The organism is Gillisia hiemivivida, from assembly GCF_007997295.1.
GTDB classification, from domain to species: domain Bacteria; phylum Bacteroidota; class Bacteroidia; order Flavobacteriales; family Flavobacteriaceae; genus Gillisia; species Gillisia hiemivivida.
In genome coordinates, this window is sequence record NZ_VORY01000025.1 from 21743 (window position 1) to 39799 (window position 18057).

Sequence of the window (18057 nt, forward strand, 5' to 3'; positions counted from 1 at the left end):
TAGGATTGTGATTAAATAGGTTAAAATTATTGGTAAATATACATTTTTCATCTGTTTCTTATATTTCTTTTTAGATGACATATGAGATTCTCTACAAAGCATTTTATTTATAGAAAACATATACTACTGGCTAATTTTATAAAGCCCCAAAACACTTTTTTCTATATTAACATAATTATCACAGCGATGTTGCGTTATGAAATAAGTGTTTAAGTATCTTTGATTCATCAACCTAAAAAAAAATTAATGACACGATATTCCGCATCCCTTTTTGTTGGTTTCTTCTTATTTTTTTCTTCCCTTTTTGCACAGCAATCTGCTATCAATACAAACGATCTGGTAAAGTTTAATAAAGCCTTAGCGCTTTATAATAATGAGCAATTTTTACCGGCTCAAACCTTGTTTGATGAAGTGAAGGATAAAGCCGAAGATGAAAAAATAGTTTCAGACTGTGCTTATTATATTGCAAATGCTGCCGTAAGACTAGGACAGCCTGGTGCAGATAAGTTAATGGAAGATTTCGTAGAGCGTTACCCAACTTCAACTAAAAGAAATACCGCATTAATAGATGTAGCCGATTATTATTTCCAGACCGGAAAATATTCTTATGCCAGGAAGTGGTATGATAAGGTAGATGAAAAGGGAATGAGCCGGAAAGACAAGGAGCGTTATTATTTTAATAATGGGTATGCTTATTATTCTTCTAATGATTTTGAACAGGCTGCAACTTATTTGGATAAAGTGCGCGATTCTAAGGAATATGGTTCTCAGGCCAAGTATTATTTAGGATATATGGCTTATGAAGGCGATGATTATGAGCAGGCAAATGAACTTTTTGAAGAAGTAAAAGGGGAAGACAGATATTCTGAAAACCTTTCTTATTTCCAAAGTGATATGAGTTTTAAGCTTGGAAATTTTGAAAAAGCGATCGCTTTAGGATTAGAACAACTACCAAAAGCAAATAGAGGTGAGATCTCTCAGCTTAATAAAATTATTGGTGAGAGCTATTTCAATCTTGGTAAATATGAAGAAGCCATTCCTTATTTAAAAGAATATAAAGGTTTACGAGGAAAATGGACGAATACCGATTATTACCAATTGGGATATGCTTATTACAAACAGGGAGACTACGAAAGTGCTATTTCAGAATTTAATAAGATCATAGACGGGAATAACAGCATTGCTCAAAATGCGTATTACCATCTAGCGCAGTCTTATTTAAATTCAGATAAAAAGCAGGAAGCACTTAATGCTTTTAAAAATGCAAGCGAAATGGATTTTGATGCCAAATTGCAAGAAGATGCATTTTTGAATTATGCAAAATTGAGTTACGAGGTTGGGAATAGTTATATGAGTCCTTCTGAAGTGATCATTAATTATTTGAATAAGTACCCAAACACTTCAGTAAAAGCTGAAATGGAAACTTTGCTTATAGATTCTTTTATCACTTCCAAGAATTATGAAAAAGCGATGGAATTGTTGGAAACCAATAAGAACTTCAGCGATAAGGGAGCTTATCAAAAAGTGGCTTATTTCTACGGATTGGAATTATATGAGAATGACGATTATAGAAATGCGAGTATCAATTTCGAAAAAGCCTTAAAGAATAGAGTGAATCCGGAGATCTCTGCAAAAGCAGTTTTTTGGAAAGCAGAAAGCGATTTCAATTTGAATAGAATGCAGGAAGCCTTAAGAGGATATCAGGAGTTTAATTCCATGAGCGGGAGTGCAGGTTTAGCTGAAAAAGAAAACCTAGATTACAATATTGCATATAGTTACTTCAAACAAAAGGAATATGGAAAAGCGATCGATTTCTTTAATAGATACGCTAATAATTCTGAAAAAGATAATGCTAGGAGGAATGATGCTTATACTAGATTAGGAGACACTTATTTTGTAACGAGTAAATATTGGCCGGCAATGGAAGCTTATACCAAAGCTATCGATATGAATCTTGGAAATACAGATTATGCAGCCTATCAAAAAGCTATTAGTTATGGTTTTGTAGATAGAAACGAAAGCAAGATCGAAGAGTTAAGTAGTTTTACTAATAAATATCCGCGCTCTTCTTATAGAGATGATGCGATGTATGAATTAGGAAACACTTATGTAGCTATGAATAATACTGCAAAAGGTATAGAATCCTATAATAAATTGATTCGTGATGTGCCAGGAAGTGCTTTTGTACCTCAGGCTATGTTAAAGCAAGGACTTATTTATTATAATGGAGATCAGGCTAACAAAGCCTTGGAGCGTTTCAAGAAAGTAGTTGCAGATTATCCAAATACTCCAGAGTCTTTGCAAGCGGTTACCACTGCAAGGTTGATCTATATAGATCTTGGAAAAACCGATGAATATGCTGCTTGGGTGAGAAATGTAGATTTTGTGGAAGTTACTGATGCAGATCTTGATAATACCACTTTTGAAGCTGCAGAAAAACAATATTTGAATAACAATACAGCTGCTGCAAAAACCGGATTCGAGAAATATCTTCAAACTTTTCCTAATGGATTAAATTCTTTGAAGAGTAACTTCTATTTAGCCCAGCTTTATTTTAGAGACGATCAAAAGGATAAATCTATTTCTAATTACAAGTTTGTGGTAAACAAACCAAGAAGTGAGTTTTCTGAACAAGCCCTGGCAAGATTATCTCAGATCTATTTAGAGAAAAGAAGCTATCAAGATGCCTTACCATTGTTACAAAGATTAGAAAACGAAGCAGATTTCGATCAGAATGTGATCTACGCACAGTCTAACCTCATGAAATCTTACTATGAACTTAAAGATTTTGGCAAAGCGGTTTCTTATGCTGAAAAAGTGCTTAAAAATTCTTCCATAGAAAACAACGTGAAATCTGATGCACAAGTGATTATTGCCAGATCTGCATTTAGCACTGGCGATGAGAACAAGGCTAAGAATGCCTATGCTGAAGTACTTAAAATAGCAACTGGAGAATTAGCTGCAGAAGCACTTTATTACGATGCTTATTTTAAAAATAAAGCCTCAAATTTTAAAGCTTCTAATGAATCTGTTCAAAAATTAGCTAAAGATTATTCTGGTTATAAATTCTATGGAGCAAAAGGATTGGTTGTTATGGCCAAGAATTTCTATGCTTTAAAAGATGCTTACCAAGCCACCTATATTTTGGATAATGTGATCAAGAATTTTAAGGATTATCCAGATGTGGTTAAAGAAGCACAAATCGAATTGAATAAAATCAAGGCGATGGAAGCTAAGACCAACGCTTCTGTAGACACAAGAAACTAATATTATCAAACTAACATTTAAGTACCTCAATATGCAAACCCCTTCAATTAAAAGAAGTCTGTTTTTATTGTCATTTTTATTTACCGGTGTTTTGGTGGCTCAGGATAAACCTTTGGGTAACGAAACAGTGATTGTTGTGAAGCCTTATACACCTTCAGTGAACGATGCTTTTAAAATTAAGGAAACTCCTGTTTTAGGGGATTCTGTAAGTTTAGAAAAGAAACCTATTAAATATAGTATTTTTTCTGTGCCCGTCGCTTCCACATTTACACCTTCCAAAGGGCGAGCAACGAAAGTTGAAAAAGATAAAAGAATCAAATTATATGATAATTATATAACGCTTGGATTTGGAACCTATTCCAATGTTCTAGCTGAGTTTTATAGTAATTTGGAAATTAGTAAAAGTGATAATTTTGGCGTGTATCTCACCCATAATTCGTCTCAAGGCGGAATAGAAGATGTGAGATTGGACGATAAATTTTATGACACAGAACTTAATTTGAATTACAGTTCCAGAAATAAGAAAAGTTCTTGGAATACCGAATTAGGATTACAGCATCAATTATTCAACTGGTATGGATTACCAGAGCAAACAAGATTGACTAATGAATTAGTTACTGCTATAGATCCTCAGCAGAATTACATTTCTGGAATCCTTGGAGGGAAATTGGAATTATATGATTCTTTCCTGAATAAGGCGTCAGCGAACTATAGATATTTCGGAGATTCTTATGATTCTGCTGAACATAATTTTAAAGCCGATGGAGCTTTTGAAGTCAACATTGCAGACGAATTAATAAGCACAAAAGTTTTTGCAGATGTATTAAGTGGGAAGTTCGATAAAGGATACAACGATCCAAATGAGCTGAATTATTCTCAAATGATTTTTGGGATAACACCTAGTTTGCTGATTTTAAGAGATGATCTTACTTTGAATTTAGGAGCGTCTTTTGTGTATGGATTGGATACAGAAAATAGCGATAGCAGTTTTTATATTTATCCTCAGGTAACTGCTAGTTATAGGTTGGCTGGAGACTACTTTATCCCGTATGCTGGGTTAGAAGGAAGTTTAAGCCAGAATACCTACTATAACTTTGCTCAGGAAAACCCATACGTATCTCCAACCTTGAATATTGCACCTACAGATAAAACCTATGATGCTTATGTGGGAGCAAAAGGAAAACTTACTAATAGCATTGGCTATAATCTTAAAGGAGGATATGCTTCAGAGATCAATAAGGCATTGTTTCTAGCTAATTTTAGTAACCCTTCTAGTACAGAGGATTATGCCTACGGAAATTCATTTGGGGTTGTTTATGATGATATAAACACGCTATCATTTTCAGGAGAGATCAATGTAGATGTGAATAGAGATTTTAAATTAGGACTGAATGGATCTTTCTTTAGTTATAATTCTGAATTCGAAGCTGAAGCATGGAATTTACCAGAAATGAAAGCCTCTTTATTTATGGACTATCAGATAACTGAAAAATGGTTTGCTGGAGCTAACTTATTTTATACAGGAGAAAGAAAAGATAGAGAAGAAACAATAGACGGGGGTGGTGCATTGGGAAGCAGAACAATTACTTTAGATGGTTTTACAGATCTAAATGCAAATCTTGGGTATAGATTTAATGATCAACTTTCCATTTTTGCAAAAGGAAATAACTTATTAGGAGATAACTACGAACGCTGGTCTAATTTCCCGGTTCAAGGGATTCAAGTAATGGCTGGTGCAACCTATAAATTCGATTACAAATAGCAGATAATTAATAAATATAAAAGGGCTGTTCTTCTGGAACAGCCCTTTTTGTTTTTTGTATTATGTTAAAGTGCAGAGCATAGCCAGTTTGAAATTTCAATTGAGACCTTTGGTCGATTTATTAATTCCTTATTGATTTAAAAAGTTTATTTTTGAACCCGGTAAAGCAAAAAATAAATCAAACATTCAATAATACTTATTTCCTATTGAACACAAATACCCTAACTAGATGAGTAAGTTTAAAAGAAGCGATAGATCACGGCCATACCTGAATGTTTTAGATTTCATGATTCAGGAAAAGGCATTCTTGGCTTTAATAATTATTGGAATCGTTTTAGCCGGAATCTTCACAGGAAATAGTCAAGCGGCAATGTGGCTTGGTTTCTTTTTTGCTGCTTATGCGACAGTTTCAAATGATAGTATCCAGTCTTTAGGAACATTTATTGAAAGTAATAAAACCCGTCGTTGGTGGGTGTTATGGCTTTATATTGGAGGTATCTTTCTTGCCACAGTTATTTTTAGTTGGGTTTATTTTGATGGAGATGTTACCTTCCAAAGACTTTTAAAACCCGATGGGACTACCAAATATCCTCATCCGGAAAACTTCAGCTTTTTCCAGATAATTGCTCCTTTGGTGTTATTGATCTTAACAAGATTAAGAATGCCAGTTTCTACTACGTTCCTTATTTTATCGGTGTTTAGTGCAGATACATCTGGAATAACATCAGTAGTGATTAAGAGTTTATCGGGCTATGCAATGGCATTTATTTTGTCTTTTGCAGTGTGGTATTTCTCTTATAACCTGATTAAAAAATTCTTCAAAAGTAGAAAATTTCATCAGGGATGGAGTGTCCTCCAATGGGTAGTAAGTGGGTCCTTGTGGGCTGTCTGGGTAATGCAGGATGGTGCGAATATCGCTGTATATCTACCACGACAACAAACACTTACTCAATTTATAATTTTTGCAACTACTATATTTGCAGGTCTCGGATTGTTATTTTACTTACGAGGAGATAAAATTCAGAAGGTAGTAAGCGAAAAATCTAGAATTTCAGATATTCGGGCAGCAACCTTAGTTGATTTAACGTATGTGATCTTACTTATCTACAAGTTATTTATTAGTACCGTTCCAATGAGCACAACCTGGTTATTCCTTGGTATTATTGGGGGTCGGGAGATTGCAATAAGCCTCGCGCGAACTAAGAAAGGTAAAAAACACCGTAAGAAAGCGGGAAGAATGATCTTTAAAGATTTCTCTTATGCGGCTATTGGTCTTATAATTTCTGTGGCTCTAGCGGCAGCTGCAAATCCTAGTATTAGGGAAGCACTTTTAGAAGCTATGGGATTAGGCTAGATATTCAAGTTTATATTAAAAAAGATCGAGATTAAAATCTCGATCTTTTTTTTTGCAATTGAATTTCTAGAGATTGAATTTTATAAAAACTGTAGAAGCTATTAATACTGAAACATTCTCAATAAAACCATCCTAATTAGATCACATTAGTTATTTTTATGAAAAATATTAAATATGCTTAATAAATTATCTTTTTTAGGAATACTACTCGTTCTATTAATCTCTTGTAATTCTGAAGAAAAACAATCAGCAGATCTTTTAGTGTTTAATGCACAAATTTATACAGTAGATTCCACTTTTTCCACTACTGAAGCTTTCGTAGTTAAGGAGGGAAAATTTTTAGAAACAGGAACTGTTGAAGCACTCCAGGAAAAATATGATTTCAAAGAAAAACTGGATGCAGAAGGAAAAACTATTCTCCCAGGCTTTATAGATGCACATGCACATTTTTATAGAATGGGCTTGCAACAACAAAAAGTAGATTTAACGGGCACCAATAGTTTTAAAGAGGTTTTGGACCGAATAGTTGTTTTTCAGAAAGAGCGAAATGTAAACTTTATAACAGGTAGAGGTTGGGATCAGAATGATTGGGAAGTCAAAGAATTTCCATCCAAAGAGAAATTGGATAGTTTATTCCCAAATACTCCGGTAGCAATTACCAGAATAGATGGGCATGCTTTATTGGTAAATCAAGCTGCCTTGGATAAAGCAGGGATTACTTTAGATACTAAAGCAGAAGGTGGTGCTATTGAAGTTAAGAATGGACAACTTACAGGAATTCTAATAGATAACCCTATGAGTCTTGTTTACAATGCCGTAGAAGAACCTTCAAAGAAGGAGCAAATTCAGGCGTTGATGGAGGCTCAAAAAATCTCTTTTAGTTATGGATTAACTACTGTGGTTGACGCTGGAATAGATAAGAAAACAATTCAGCTGATAGATAGTTTACAAAAAGCTGGAAGTTTAAAGACCCGCATCTATGCGATGATAAGTAACACGAAGGAAAACCTCGATTTTTACTTAGGGAAAGAGCCTATTAAAACAGAAAGATTAAATGTGCGCTCTGTGAAGTTCTATGGAGATGGTGCCTTAGGATCGAGAGGAGCAGCCTTAATGGAACCCTATTCAGATCTTGAAGGTCACTATGGCGCTTTGTTATCTCCGGTAGCAGATTTTAAGAAAACAGCTCAAAGAGTAGCTAATTCAAGGTTTCAAATGAATACACATGCCATTGGTGATTCTGCAAATAGATTGGTGCTTAAAACCTATGATGAATTATTAAAGGGAAAGGAAGATCGCAGATGGCGAGTAGAACATGCACAAGTAATAGATCCAGCAGACTTTAAATATTTCAGCAAAAACATTATTCCGTCTGTACAACCTACACATGCAACAAGCGATATGTATTGGGCAGAAGATCGGCTTGGCGCCGACCGGATAAAAGGGGCGTATGCCTTTAAAAAATTACTAGATCAGGCAGGAATTGTAGCTTTGGGGACAGATTTTCCGGTGGAAGAAGTGAGCCCGTTCTATACTTTTTATGCTTCAACAGCTAGAAAAGATCTTAAGAACTATCCAGAGGGTGGTTATAGAATGGAGCAGGCATTATCCAGAGAAGAAACCTTAAAGGGAATGACCATTTGGGCAGCGTACGCTAATTTTGAAGAAGAGGAAAAGGGAAGTATAGAAACAGGTAAATTCGCCGATTTCATAATTCTTGATAAGAATATTATGGAAGTGGATAAAAATGAAATCCCAAACATTAAAGTCTTACAAACATATGTGAACGGAGAGAAAGTATATTAAAATTATCAATTCTGAAATTCTAAAGCTTACTTATGTAAAAGTCCTCCCCTCTGGGGAGGATTTAGGAGGGGATGAAGATTTAGCTGGGGAAGAGGTCAAATTATCTTCCGCCATTGGCAACTAGATCGTTGATACAAAGATCCTCTAATTCTGGGATATTATTATCTATCATATCAATAATACTCCCTCCAAACTCAATATTGGCAGTCATCAAACAACCACTTACATTACAATGGGCCTGACTTTCTGGATCCTCATGATCTACCTGCATTGGTGATCCTACGTCTACCAGACCAAATAAGTGACCAAATTCATGATTAAGAACAGCAGATTCTACATCACTCTTAGCTGTAGAAGGCGAATTATTGGCGATTTTTTCTATGGTCTTACCATAAAGCACTATCGAAGTATTTCTAAAAGCGGAGCCCAAAACCAATTTATTATCTTCATCATTTTCATTGCTTCCATCAGCCACATAAAGAAAAACAGCTATCTCATCTCCTGCGTTATAAACACTGCGCTCATCTGCTTCAACCTGTGCAATTTCTTCAATAGAAAAAGGTGCTTTATTAGAACTGGCTACTGCGCGAGTGGTAATTTTTACCCCATCTGGTTTAAATATGTGTTCTAATAAGAATTCTGATAAATTATTTAGGGCTACATCTGTTGGTTTAAACCCAGTTACATAAACCACCTCAATAGTTAAAGAAGTGAATTTAGCATCGCTTAAAAGTTCATTTGCAGAAGCTCCTAGAGCTTTTAAATTTGCACTTTTATCTACCCGTGGAGTTCCATTACCTGAATCGGTCGAATCTTTAGAACAACCAATTATTAAAAGGAGTAATAAAAAAGGCAGGATTATTTTTGGAATCTTCATAGGATGGTTTAAAAATAGGGTGACTAAAAATTAAAATTATTAATGAATATAGATAAATATAAGCAGTAATACTTACGAACTCTAAGCTATAAAGGTTTTAACACCGCCAAATAATCGAAATGCTCGCCTTTCTCAACCAGTTCACAGCTAAAATCATTCCCTTCTGCAGCAAGTGCTAAACTATTATAGTCCAGATATAACCAGTTAAACTCACTAGATCGTTCTCCTTTATAACTAATACTAAATTCTAATTCACCGTAATAGGGTGCATCAGGATCTATCCAAATTCCGCCATCTTCATCTGGATCAAATAAATAACTTAGGTCTGAGGAGTCTATTAAAATTTGTCCATTTTTAGATAATAACGTTTTTGAATGCTGAAAAAATCGATCTAAATTTTCCAACTTTTCAATAATTCCTGTACCATTCATCAATAAAAGAATAGTGTCAAATTTTTCATCTTTTAGATCGAAATAATCAATGTTCCTTGCATTTTTAATTCCTCTCGCTTTACAAATTTCCAAAGCCCCTTCAGAAATATCTATAGCCGTAACCTCTAATTTTTTTACATTCTGAAGAAATAATGAATGACTTCCTGCGCCGCATCCAACATCTAGAATTCTTCCTGAGGCCTTTTCTAAGGCAGCTTGTTCTAATGGCGGCATATCTTTAAAATCTCTAAACAGATAAGGAACCAAGATCTCATCATCATCAAAATCTGGAGAATGCACCAATATTGGGGTTTCATCTTTCTCAAGATAATATGCTGAAATAGCTTTACCAAACACATCTATTGTAGCCTTGCTGCTTACTTGCTTCTTCATATCTTTGCGCTTATGGAAGAAATTCTGAAAAATCTCCCGAAAAAGGCCAAAGATAAGCATAAGGAGAATAAAAAGTTCTTTGCTAAGCTACGTAAAAAGCCACCCAAGCATTTGGACTTACAAATGCAAGAATTGCATGAAGAAGAATTTAAGCGCACAGATTGTCTTACTTGCGCCAATTGTTGTAAAACAACAGGACCTTTATTTACCAATAAAGATATAGAACGAATTTCGAAGCATTTCCGGCAGAAACCCGCTCAATTTATTGAGACTTACTTAAGGGTAGATGAGGATAATGATCATGTGTTGAAGCAAGTTCCATGTACCTTTTTAGGGGAAGATAATTATTGTTCTATTTATGAGGTTCGTCCAAAAGCTTGCAGGGAATATCCACATACCGATAGAAAGGATTTTCATAAGATCTCAAACATTACCTTAAACAATACCGCTATTTGCCCGGCAGCTTATAATATTGTGGAGGAAATGAAAAAGAGAATTAAATTGAAGTAGTTAGCAGTTTCAATTTTTGAATGAGTAAGTATTTAAAAAAGTATTCGTGTATTAGGGGCAATTTTGTTTATTACTTATAAATTAGATACTCTGCCCTCATTTGTTCAAATGCTGAAAGATCTTCTTGCCAAGTAGCTTTAATTTCTTCTGAAGTCATTCCTGCTTCAATTTGTTTTTGAAGTTCTGGGCCACCTGCAAGTTTTGTGAAAAATGAATTGAAAAAACCGTTCTGATTTTCAGTATTCTCATATGCATCTATAAGCCATTTCAAATTTATCCCTTCCAGGAATGGAGTTTCACTAAGATCTTTTCCATTACATAGCTGTCCTAAATGTTTAGGACTTTTAGCGCCTTCTAAAGATTCTGGTGTATATGAAAAATTGTAAATTTCTTGATTCAAAAAAGGAGAGCCATAAACTTGAAATTGCTTGTTGGTCCCTCTTCCCGCGTTCACATTAGTACCTTCAAAAAAGCACAAACTAGGATACAAATTAATGGCCTTCGAATTGGGTAAATTTGGTGAGGGTTTTACAGGAAGTTCATATTTAAGATCATGAGTATAATTCTCCATTTCAATAATCTGCAGGTCACACTGAATCCCATTTTTCACCCATTTTTCTCCATTGATCATCTGTGCATATTCTCCCATAGTTAATCCATGCACCACTGGAATAGGATGCATTCCCACAAAACTGCTATGTGCTGGCTTTAAAACAGGACCATCAATATAATGGCCATTAGGATTAGGTCTATCCAGAATAATAAGCTGAATACTATTTTCCGCACATGCTTCCATCACATAATGTAAGGACGAAATATAGGTATAGAATCTGGCGCCTACATCTTGAAGATCAAATATCATTACCTCAATGCCTTTTAATTGCTCCGGTTTGGGCTTTTTATTATCTCCGTAAAGCGAAATAATGGGGATTCCTGTTTTTAAATCTTTTCCATCCTTTATGGTTTCTCCGGCATCGGCAGTACCACGAAAGCCATGTTCTGGTGAAAAAATATTTACGATGTCTATATTTAAGGACACTAAAGAATCTACCAAGTGGGTATAGGTTGGAGTTTTATTTTCTGGAGAACTATTCAAGATCAAACTACTTTGATTACCTACAATTCCTATTTTCTTGTTCTTCAGAAGAGGAAGGTAAGCTTCAGTTCTATTAGCGCCCAAAACTAATTTTGGTGAGATTTTTTCAGAAGAAATAATGGAATCTTTTTCCTTGGATACATCCGTAGCTTCTGAGTTGATTTGTCCAGTTCCTCTCCCGCAGGAAACACTAAGCATAAGAACGAATAAAAATGTATTTTTGAAGAATCTATAAACCATGAATCTATCTTGAATTTAGAATTTTTTATAGCCAAACGGCTTATCCGGGCAAAGAAGTATAAAAGTAGTATTTCGGCACCGATTATAAAAATTGCAATTGCAGCAATCGCTATTGGGGTGATTATGATGCTAGTTTCTTTTGCAACCGGGATGGGGCTTCAGGTTAAGATACGTGAAAAGATCGCAGCTTTTAATGGGCATATCACTATCCAGAGTTACGATAATAACAGTTCCCAAGTCTCCTTAATGCCTGTTTCTCTTGAACAGGATTTTTATCCAGAATTTAAATCGGTAGAAGGAATTACGCATATTCAGGCCGTTGCTACAAAGGCCGGTATAATTAGAACAGAAACCGATTTTGAAGGGCTTATTGTAAAAGGCGTTGGCGCAGATTTTAAATGGGAGAACTTTACCGACTTTTTAGTAGATGGCGAATTGCCAGATTATACTGATAACCTAAATGAAGATGTTCTTATTTCTCAATACATCGCTAATAGATTAGGTTTTAAAGTGGGGGATAAGATTATCACCTATTTTCTTAGGGAAGATGCTAGTAGACCACCATTGTTAAGAGCTTTTATGGTTAAAGGGATCTACAATTCTGGTTTTCAGGAATTTGATAAGCTTTATATGCTCTCAGATATCCGACATATTCAGCGAATAAATGGTTGGGATAATAATCAGGTTGGAGGATTTGAGGTATTTATTGAAGATTTTGATGAATTAGACCTCAAAGGTGCAGAGGTCTATGATAACACCAATTCATTTTTAGATACCCAGACTATCAAACAGAAATACGCTTCTATTTTTGAGTGGGTATCTTTATTCGATTTTAATATCGCACTCATTATAGGAATCATGATCCTGGTTGCAGGAATCAATATGATTACCGCGCTGCTAGTTCTAATTTTAGAACGCACACAGATGATCGGGATCTTAAAGGCACTTGGTGGTAGTGACTGGAGTATTAGAAAGATCTTTTTATATAATGCTTCCTATTTAATTCTCTTAGGTTTATTCTGGGGAAACCTTATAGGATTAGGTTTGCTTTTTATTCAGAAGTATTTCAAACTTTTCCCATTAAATCCAGAAACCTATTATGTTACTGAAATTCCAGTTTATATTGGTTGGGAGTATATTCTAGGTGTGAATATTGGAACTTTGGTCTTATGTCTTCTCATGCTATTGATCCCTTCCATAATAATCACCAAGATCTCACCAGTAAAAGCAATGAAATTCGACTAACTTCTGAGGTACTGTATTTACAGATTCACTCAAAACCTTGCAAAGTGATATTCTGAAGAGTATCTTTGCACTTTCAAAAATAAAATATGGAATACGCTGAAAATATATTAGGAACCATTGGGAATACGCCATTGGTGAAAATGAATAAACTTACCGCAGAGATTGATGCATTAGTATTAGCGAAATACGAAACTTTTAATCCGGGGAATTCTGCAAAGGATAGAATGGCAGTTAAAATGATCGAAGAAGCTGAAGCTAGTGGATTACTACAGCCAGGAGGTACCATTATAGAAGGAACTTCAGGGAATACTGGAATGGGATTGGCACTTGTAGCAATCATTAAAGGATACAAAATGATTTGTGTGCTTAGCGATAAGCAAAGCAAGGAAAAGATGGATATTCTTAGAGCTGTTGGAAGTGAAGTAGTAGTTTGCCCTACAGATGTGGCTCCAGAAGACCCAAGATCTTATTATTCTACTTCTAAACGTTTAGCTGAAGAAACGCCTAATTCTTGGTATGTAAATCAGTATGATAATCCGGCGAATACACAAGCGCATTACGAAAGTACAGGTCCGGAAATTTGGAAACAAACAGATGGTAAGGTCACACATTTCGTAGTAGGAGTAGGGACAGGTGGAACTATTTCTGGGGTTGCTAAATATTTGAAAGAGCAAAATCCGAATATAAAAATTTGGGGAATAGATACTTATGGATCGGTATTCAAGAAATATCATGAAACTGGGATCTTCGATGAAAATGAAATTTATTCTTATGTAACCGAAGGAATTGGAGAAGATATTCTTCCTAAAAATGTAGATTTTTCATTAATAGATGGTTTCACGAAAGTAACCGATAAAGATGCTGCAGTTTATACTCGGAGACTTGCAAAAGAAGAAGGAATGTTTCTTGGAAATAGTGCGGGAGCTGCTGTAAAGGGACTACTTCAATTAAAAGAACATTTCACAAAAGATGATGTAGTTGTAGTCTTGTTCCATGATCATGGAAGTAGATATGTGGGAAAAATGTTCAATGATGAATGGATGAAGAAAATGGGTTATATAGAATAATTATCACAAAAATAGATTTTAGGAGACGCCCGATGGGCGTCTTTTTTATTTACGGAATTGCAAAAAATAAAAGATCAAACTTCCGCTTAGATACATGATAACATCCAGAATATCTGCAGTATATCTGGGTTCTACCGGAGGAAGGTAAATTTCAAAGTAGACGGCATAAAGTACGGTTAATGAAAGTGTGGTGAAGAGGGAGAGTCTAATTGTAGAATCTCGTTTTATAAAATGAACTGCGTGCAGACATATAGTAAGAACTATGGGCATACATAAAAAGTCATTTACATAAAATCTCGCCCAATTTGGAAGAGCTATCTCAAAATAGTAGGATAACTGAATGCCAATAAATATGAGAAGGAAAAAGAAAATAACGTAGCGAAGAATTTTCATAATAAAAACACGGAGACTACAAAAGCGATAGCCATTCCTATTGCCATTACAATGATCCAAACGGTGAAACCAGCCCTGGCAAAGAACCGAATAAACTTATTGGGATGTTCGCGTAAAGACGTGCTCCCTTTTTTTGTGTTAGGAGTATCATTCGGGGGTTTTACAGAACCCTTTCCATTATCTGGCACCGACTTTTTATTTTGGTCTCCTGAATTGGCTGAATTGTTTGGGCTCATAAAGTTTATTTAATTAAATATAAGATAAATAAAAACAGCACTTCAGCAAAAAAAACTAAAGCAATTTTAGTCCCGGGTTAACTAAGAATTAGCATTCGACACCAAATAAGAAGACCCCACAGTAAGGTGAAAATGCTTTTTTAATCGCTCATTGAGGGTCCAATTCTAGGCCCAATAATTATCGGGACATTTCTCGTGGGCTTTCCACGAGATTCTTGGTTTAAAAAGGTTTTATTCCCAACCCCAAGGAGCTTCCGGAGCCTCTACAGGATTAGAGAGATTAAAGTAAACGTTGAAAGCAGGATTATCTGTTCCAATTCTTTTTAGGTTATAAGAAAAAATAGATTCATCAAGTGTTATCCACCATACGTTTGTAGCAGCATAACCTATGAGATCTCTGGTTTCCTGATCTGCCGGAAAAAACTGAAGCTTGTCAGACCCTGTATTAGTGCTGATTCCGCCATATTGTGTAATGGCGTCCTCACTACCATCTTCGTGACGATGATCGTGTTTTAATTTTATTCGATCTCCTTCTAAAGTTAAAACCCAAGTACGGGATTTATCAGCTCCCACATAGAAAGGGATTTTAATAGTATTTTCATCGCAAGCCAAAACATACATCACTAATTTTTTTCCAGAAAAACTGTCATTTTTTATAGATTCATCTAGCTTTCCTTCATATGCTTTTCCGCAGTGTTCTTTTAAGTTATTCCAGAAAATTTGAGCTTGATTTTTATCTTGAGCGAGACTGTTGTCGGCAAAAATAAATACGAACAATAAAAACAAATACTTCATAAATTAAATTTTTTCTAAATATACTATTTCAAACTCTTATATGTTTATTAAAATGGATTGTAGGCATTCTTATATAAATTACATTTCACCATAAATTAAAATCTTATGAGATTAGTTTTAGTTGTCTTTGGTTTACTATTATTTATGATGAGTTGCAGTAGCTCTTCAGAAGCTTTGAAGCCTGATGAAAGTGAGATTTCAGATAGCCCGGATAACTTGAGTTATTTGGCACTTGGGGATTCATATACCATTGGAGAAAGCATAGCTGAGGATTTGCGATGGCCTGTTCAACTTGTTAATCAATTACGGAATAAAGGATTAGAAATTAATGCGCCACGGATAATTGCTAAAACAGGTTGGACCACAGATAATTTATTAAACGCAATAGATGCCAATCTTGGCAATGAGAGATATGATCTTGTTTCTGTTTTAATTGGAGTGAATAATCAATATCAGAATAAATCTATTATAGATTATGAAGCAGATCTCAAAACCATCTTTACTGAAGCCATACAAGCTTCTAAAACAGGGAAAGAAGGTGTATTTGTAGTTAGTATTCCAGATTATGGAGCTACTCCATTTGGCGCTTCCAATGCTGAAGAAATAGGGAAAGAAATTGCCGAATTTAATGATGTTCTAAAAAAAGTGGCCAATCAATTTGATCTTTCTTTCTTTAATATTACGCCAATATCTAAAATGGCAAAATTTGATACATCTCTGGTAGTCAAGGACGGTTTGCTTCCAAGTGGGAAGATGTATACACTTTGGGTGGATCTATTTTTTGATGAGGTTCTTGAAAAGTTGCAATAACAATTTCTTCAATATTTTTAACACATTAAGCATCAAATAGTTAATTGTAAAAGCTTTACATTTATTTGATGCAAGAAGACTTTCTACATTATCTATGGAAATTTAAAAAGTTCGATTTTAGTAAAGCTATTACTACATCGAATTCTAACATTACGATTCTTGATATAGGGACTCACAATCATCTTTCTGGCCCCGATTTTTTCAATGCTAAAATTGAAATTGATCATCAGCTATGGGCTGGAAATGTAGAAATTCATTTAAAATCTTCAGACTGGTATCTCCATCGGCATGAAACAGATCCTAATTATGACAATGTGATACTGCATGTAGTTTGGGAAGATGATAGTGAGGTTTTTAGAAAAGACAATTCTGCAATTCCTACTTTGGAATTAAAGGAGCTAGTGCATCCGGACTCTCTAGATAAGTATAGATCTTTACTATTGAACGGGTCAAAAAAATGGATCAACTGCGAAAAAGATTTTCATCTTTTTGATGATTTCTCAATGAATAACTGGTTGGAGCGGGTTTATTTTGAAAGGTTGGAGAAAAAGTCCATCAAGATTATGGAAATGCTGAAATCTACAGAGAACAATTGGGAAGAAGTTCTTTTTAAATTGCTTTTTAGAAATTTCGGACTAAAAGTAAATACTGATGCTTTTGAAAGTATTGCCAACAGTATAGATTTTAAAGTGATCCAAAAACTCGGAGACTCTTCTTTTAAAATGGAAGCCCTGATCTTTGGTCAAGCTGGTTTGTTAAATGAAAACATAGATCAATCCTATTTCGCATCTCTAAAATCTGAATATCAATTTTTACAACAAAAATTCAATTTGGATAATTCTTCAGTGCTCCTGCCGCAATATTTTAGATTAAGACCAGATAATTTTCCGACTATCAGGCTGTCACAATTAGCAGAACTTTATAGTAATATTCCGCATTTATTTTCAGAGATTATTAAGAGTAACAGCAAAGAAGAATTTTATCGTCTTTTTAGTTCTAGCACTACAGAATTTTGGGAAACCCATTATACTTTTAAAAAGGAACATAAATGCAGAAAAAAGAAGCTCACCCAAAGTTTTATTGATCTTTTAATTATAAATACTATAGTTCCTTTTAAGTACTGCTACTTAAAGGAAACTGGAGATATGGAGACTTCAGAGACGCTTAATATTGTTGAACAAATAAAGCCCGAGAAGAATTCGATGGTAGAAAATTTTAATACTTTAAGATCAAAAACCGCGACTAACTCGTATCATTCTCAAGCTTTAGTTGAGCTCAAAACTGAATACTGCGATAAAAATGCGTGTTTACAATGTGGGCTTGGTGTAAAACTTATTCATGGATTGGTTTAGAATAATAGTTATATTTGAAAAGTGTTAAAACTTGTATATTCCATAAGGCATTATTTTGAGAGAAACGGCTTTTATGTTTCTTCGCGATTAGCAGATAAACTTGGTATTCGCGCTAAAACGATCAGGCTATTTTTTATTTACCTTTCTTTCGCAACCCTAGGACTGGGTTTTGCTTTTTATCTAACATTTGCTTTTTGGCTTAAATTGAAGGACTTGGTTTATACTAAGCGCTCTTCGGTATTTGATCTATGAGATTTTTAGTTAATCCCTTATTGAGGGTTTAATTCCCGGTCCCGATAGATTCTGTGTTAACTAACAAAAGGTTTTCTCTTTTATTTTATTATTTTTGTTACTCAAGACGGCTATAAGCTAGTCTGTAAAAGGATACTTTCTGCATTTGCATCTAGTGTCCTTTTTTGTTGA

15 protein-coding genes are annotated in these 18057 nt (G+C 34.7%); 10 read left to right on the forward strand and 5 right to left on the reverse strand.

The annotated features are described in order from the left end of the window. The first annotated feature begins 246 nt into the window (after nt 1–246). From ES724_RS14730 to ES724_RS14745, 4 genes are all read left to right on the forward strand, one after another. Nucleotides 247–3267, forward strand: coding sequence for a tetratricopeptide repeat protein (locus tag ES724_RS14730; RefSeq protein WP_146934288.1), 3021 nt, complete (start codon nt 247–249; stop codon nt 3265–3267). A 31-nt stretch (nt 3268–3298) separates the two neighbouring features. Then, nucleotides 3299–5029, forward strand: coding sequence for a TonB-dependent receptor domain-containing protein (locus tag ES724_RS14735; RefSeq protein ID WP_146934291.1), 1731 nt, complete (start codon nt 3299–3301; stop codon nt 5027–5029). A 229-nt stretch (nt 5030–5258) separates the two neighbouring features. Then, the gene (locus ES724_RS14740; RefSeq protein ID WP_146934294.1) at nt 5259–6383 is read left to right on the forward strand and encodes a hypothetical protein; all 1125 of its coding nucleotides are present in this window, start codon (nt 5259–5261) and stop codon (nt 6381–6383) included. A 174-nt stretch (nt 6384–6557) separates the two neighbouring features. Then, on the forward strand, nt 6558–8189 hold the full coding sequence (locus tag ES724_RS14745) for an amidohydrolase (protein ID WP_146934297.1): 1632 nt from the start codon (nt 6558–6560) through the stop codon (nt 8187–8189). Nucleotides 8190–8289: 100 nt separating this feature from the next. Here the strand turns inward: ES724_RS14745 and ES724_RS14750 are convergent, their stop codons facing one another. After that, nucleotides 8290–9066 (reverse strand): hypothetical protein, encoded by a 777-nt coding sequence (locus ES724_RS14750; protein ID WP_146934300.1) that lies wholly within the window; start codon nt 9064–9066, stop codon nt 8290–8292. Between the two features lie 86 nt (nt 9067–9152). Continuing rightward, on the reverse strand, nt 9153–9890 hold the full coding sequence (locus ES724_RS14755; RefSeq protein ID WP_146934302.1) for a class I SAM-dependent methyltransferase: 738 nt from the start codon (nt 9888–9890) through the stop codon (nt 9153–9155). A gap of 12 nt (nt 9891–9902) precedes the next feature. On the opposite strand from ES724_RS14755, the gene ES724_RS14760 reads away from it, so the two are divergent. Further along, nucleotides 9903–10400 carry a YkgJ family cysteine cluster protein gene (locus ES724_RS14760; protein ID WP_146934305.1) on the forward strand — a complete coding sequence of 166 codons (498 nt, stop codon included), beginning with the start codon at nt 9903–9905 and terminating at the stop codon, nt 10398–10400. Between the two features lie 70 nt (nt 10401–10470). Here ES724_RS14760 and ES724_RS14765 read toward each other — a convergent pair whose 3' ends face one another. Then, complete coding sequence (locus ES724_RS14765; protein ID WP_146934308.1) at nt 10471–11736, reverse strand: exo-beta-N-acetylmuramidase NamZ family protein; 1266 nt, start codon at nt 11734–11736, stop codon at nt 10471–10473. A gap of 9 nt (nt 11737–11745) precedes the next feature. Between ES724_RS14765 and ES724_RS14770 the strand changes: the two genes are divergently transcribed. Beyond that, on the forward strand, nt 11746–12981 hold the full coding sequence (locus tag ES724_RS14770) for an ABC transporter permease (RefSeq protein WP_146934311.1): 1236 nt from the start codon (nt 11746–11748) through the stop codon (nt 12979–12981). Nucleotides 12982–13067: 86 nt separating this feature from the next. Beyond that, complete coding sequence (locus tag ES724_RS14775) at nt 13068–14048, forward strand: PLP-dependent cysteine synthase family protein (RefSeq protein ID WP_146934314.1); 981 nt, start codon at nt 13068–13070, stop codon at nt 14046–14048. 389 nt (nt 14049–14437) lie between these two features. Here the strand turns inward: ES724_RS14775 and ES724_RS14780 are convergent, their stop codons facing one another. Both ES724_RS14780 and ES724_RS14785 read right to left on the reverse strand, forming a co-directional pair. After that, nucleotides 14438–14677: a hypothetical protein gene (locus tag ES724_RS14780; RefSeq protein WP_146934316.1), complete on the reverse strand. Its 240-nt coding sequence runs from the start codon at nt 14675–14677 to the stop codon at nt 14438–14440. Nucleotides 14678–14908: 231 nt separating this feature from the next. After that, nucleotides 14909–15472 (reverse strand): hypothetical protein, encoded by a 564-nt coding sequence (locus ES724_RS14785; RefSeq protein ID WP_146934319.1) that lies wholly within the window; start codon nt 15470–15472, stop codon nt 14909–14911. Between the two features lie 105 nt (nt 15473–15577). Between ES724_RS14785 and ES724_RS14790 the strand changes: the two genes are divergently transcribed. The 3 genes from ES724_RS14790 to ES724_RS16805 all read left to right on the forward strand — a co-directional run bounded on the left by ES724_RS14790 (nt 15578) and on the right by ES724_RS16805 (nt 17886). Next, on the forward strand, nt 15578–16282 hold the full coding sequence (locus tag ES724_RS14790) for an SGNH/GDSL hydrolase family protein (protein WP_146934322.1): 705 nt from the start codon (nt 15578–15580) through the stop codon (nt 16280–16282). Nucleotides 16283–16350: 68 nt separating this feature from the next. Beyond that, nucleotides 16351–17634 carry a DUF2851 family protein gene (locus tag ES724_RS14795; RefSeq protein ID WP_146934325.1) on the forward strand — a complete coding sequence of 428 codons (1284 nt, stop codon included), beginning with the start codon at nt 16351–16353 and terminating at the stop codon, nt 17632–17634. A 21-nt stretch (nt 17635–17655) separates the two neighbouring features. Beyond that, complete coding sequence (locus tag ES724_RS16805; protein ID WP_081661895.1) at nt 17656–17886, forward strand: PspC family transcriptional regulator; 231 nt, start codon at nt 17656–17658, stop codon at nt 17884–17886. The last annotated feature ends 171 nt before the right edge of the window (nt 17887–18057 follow it).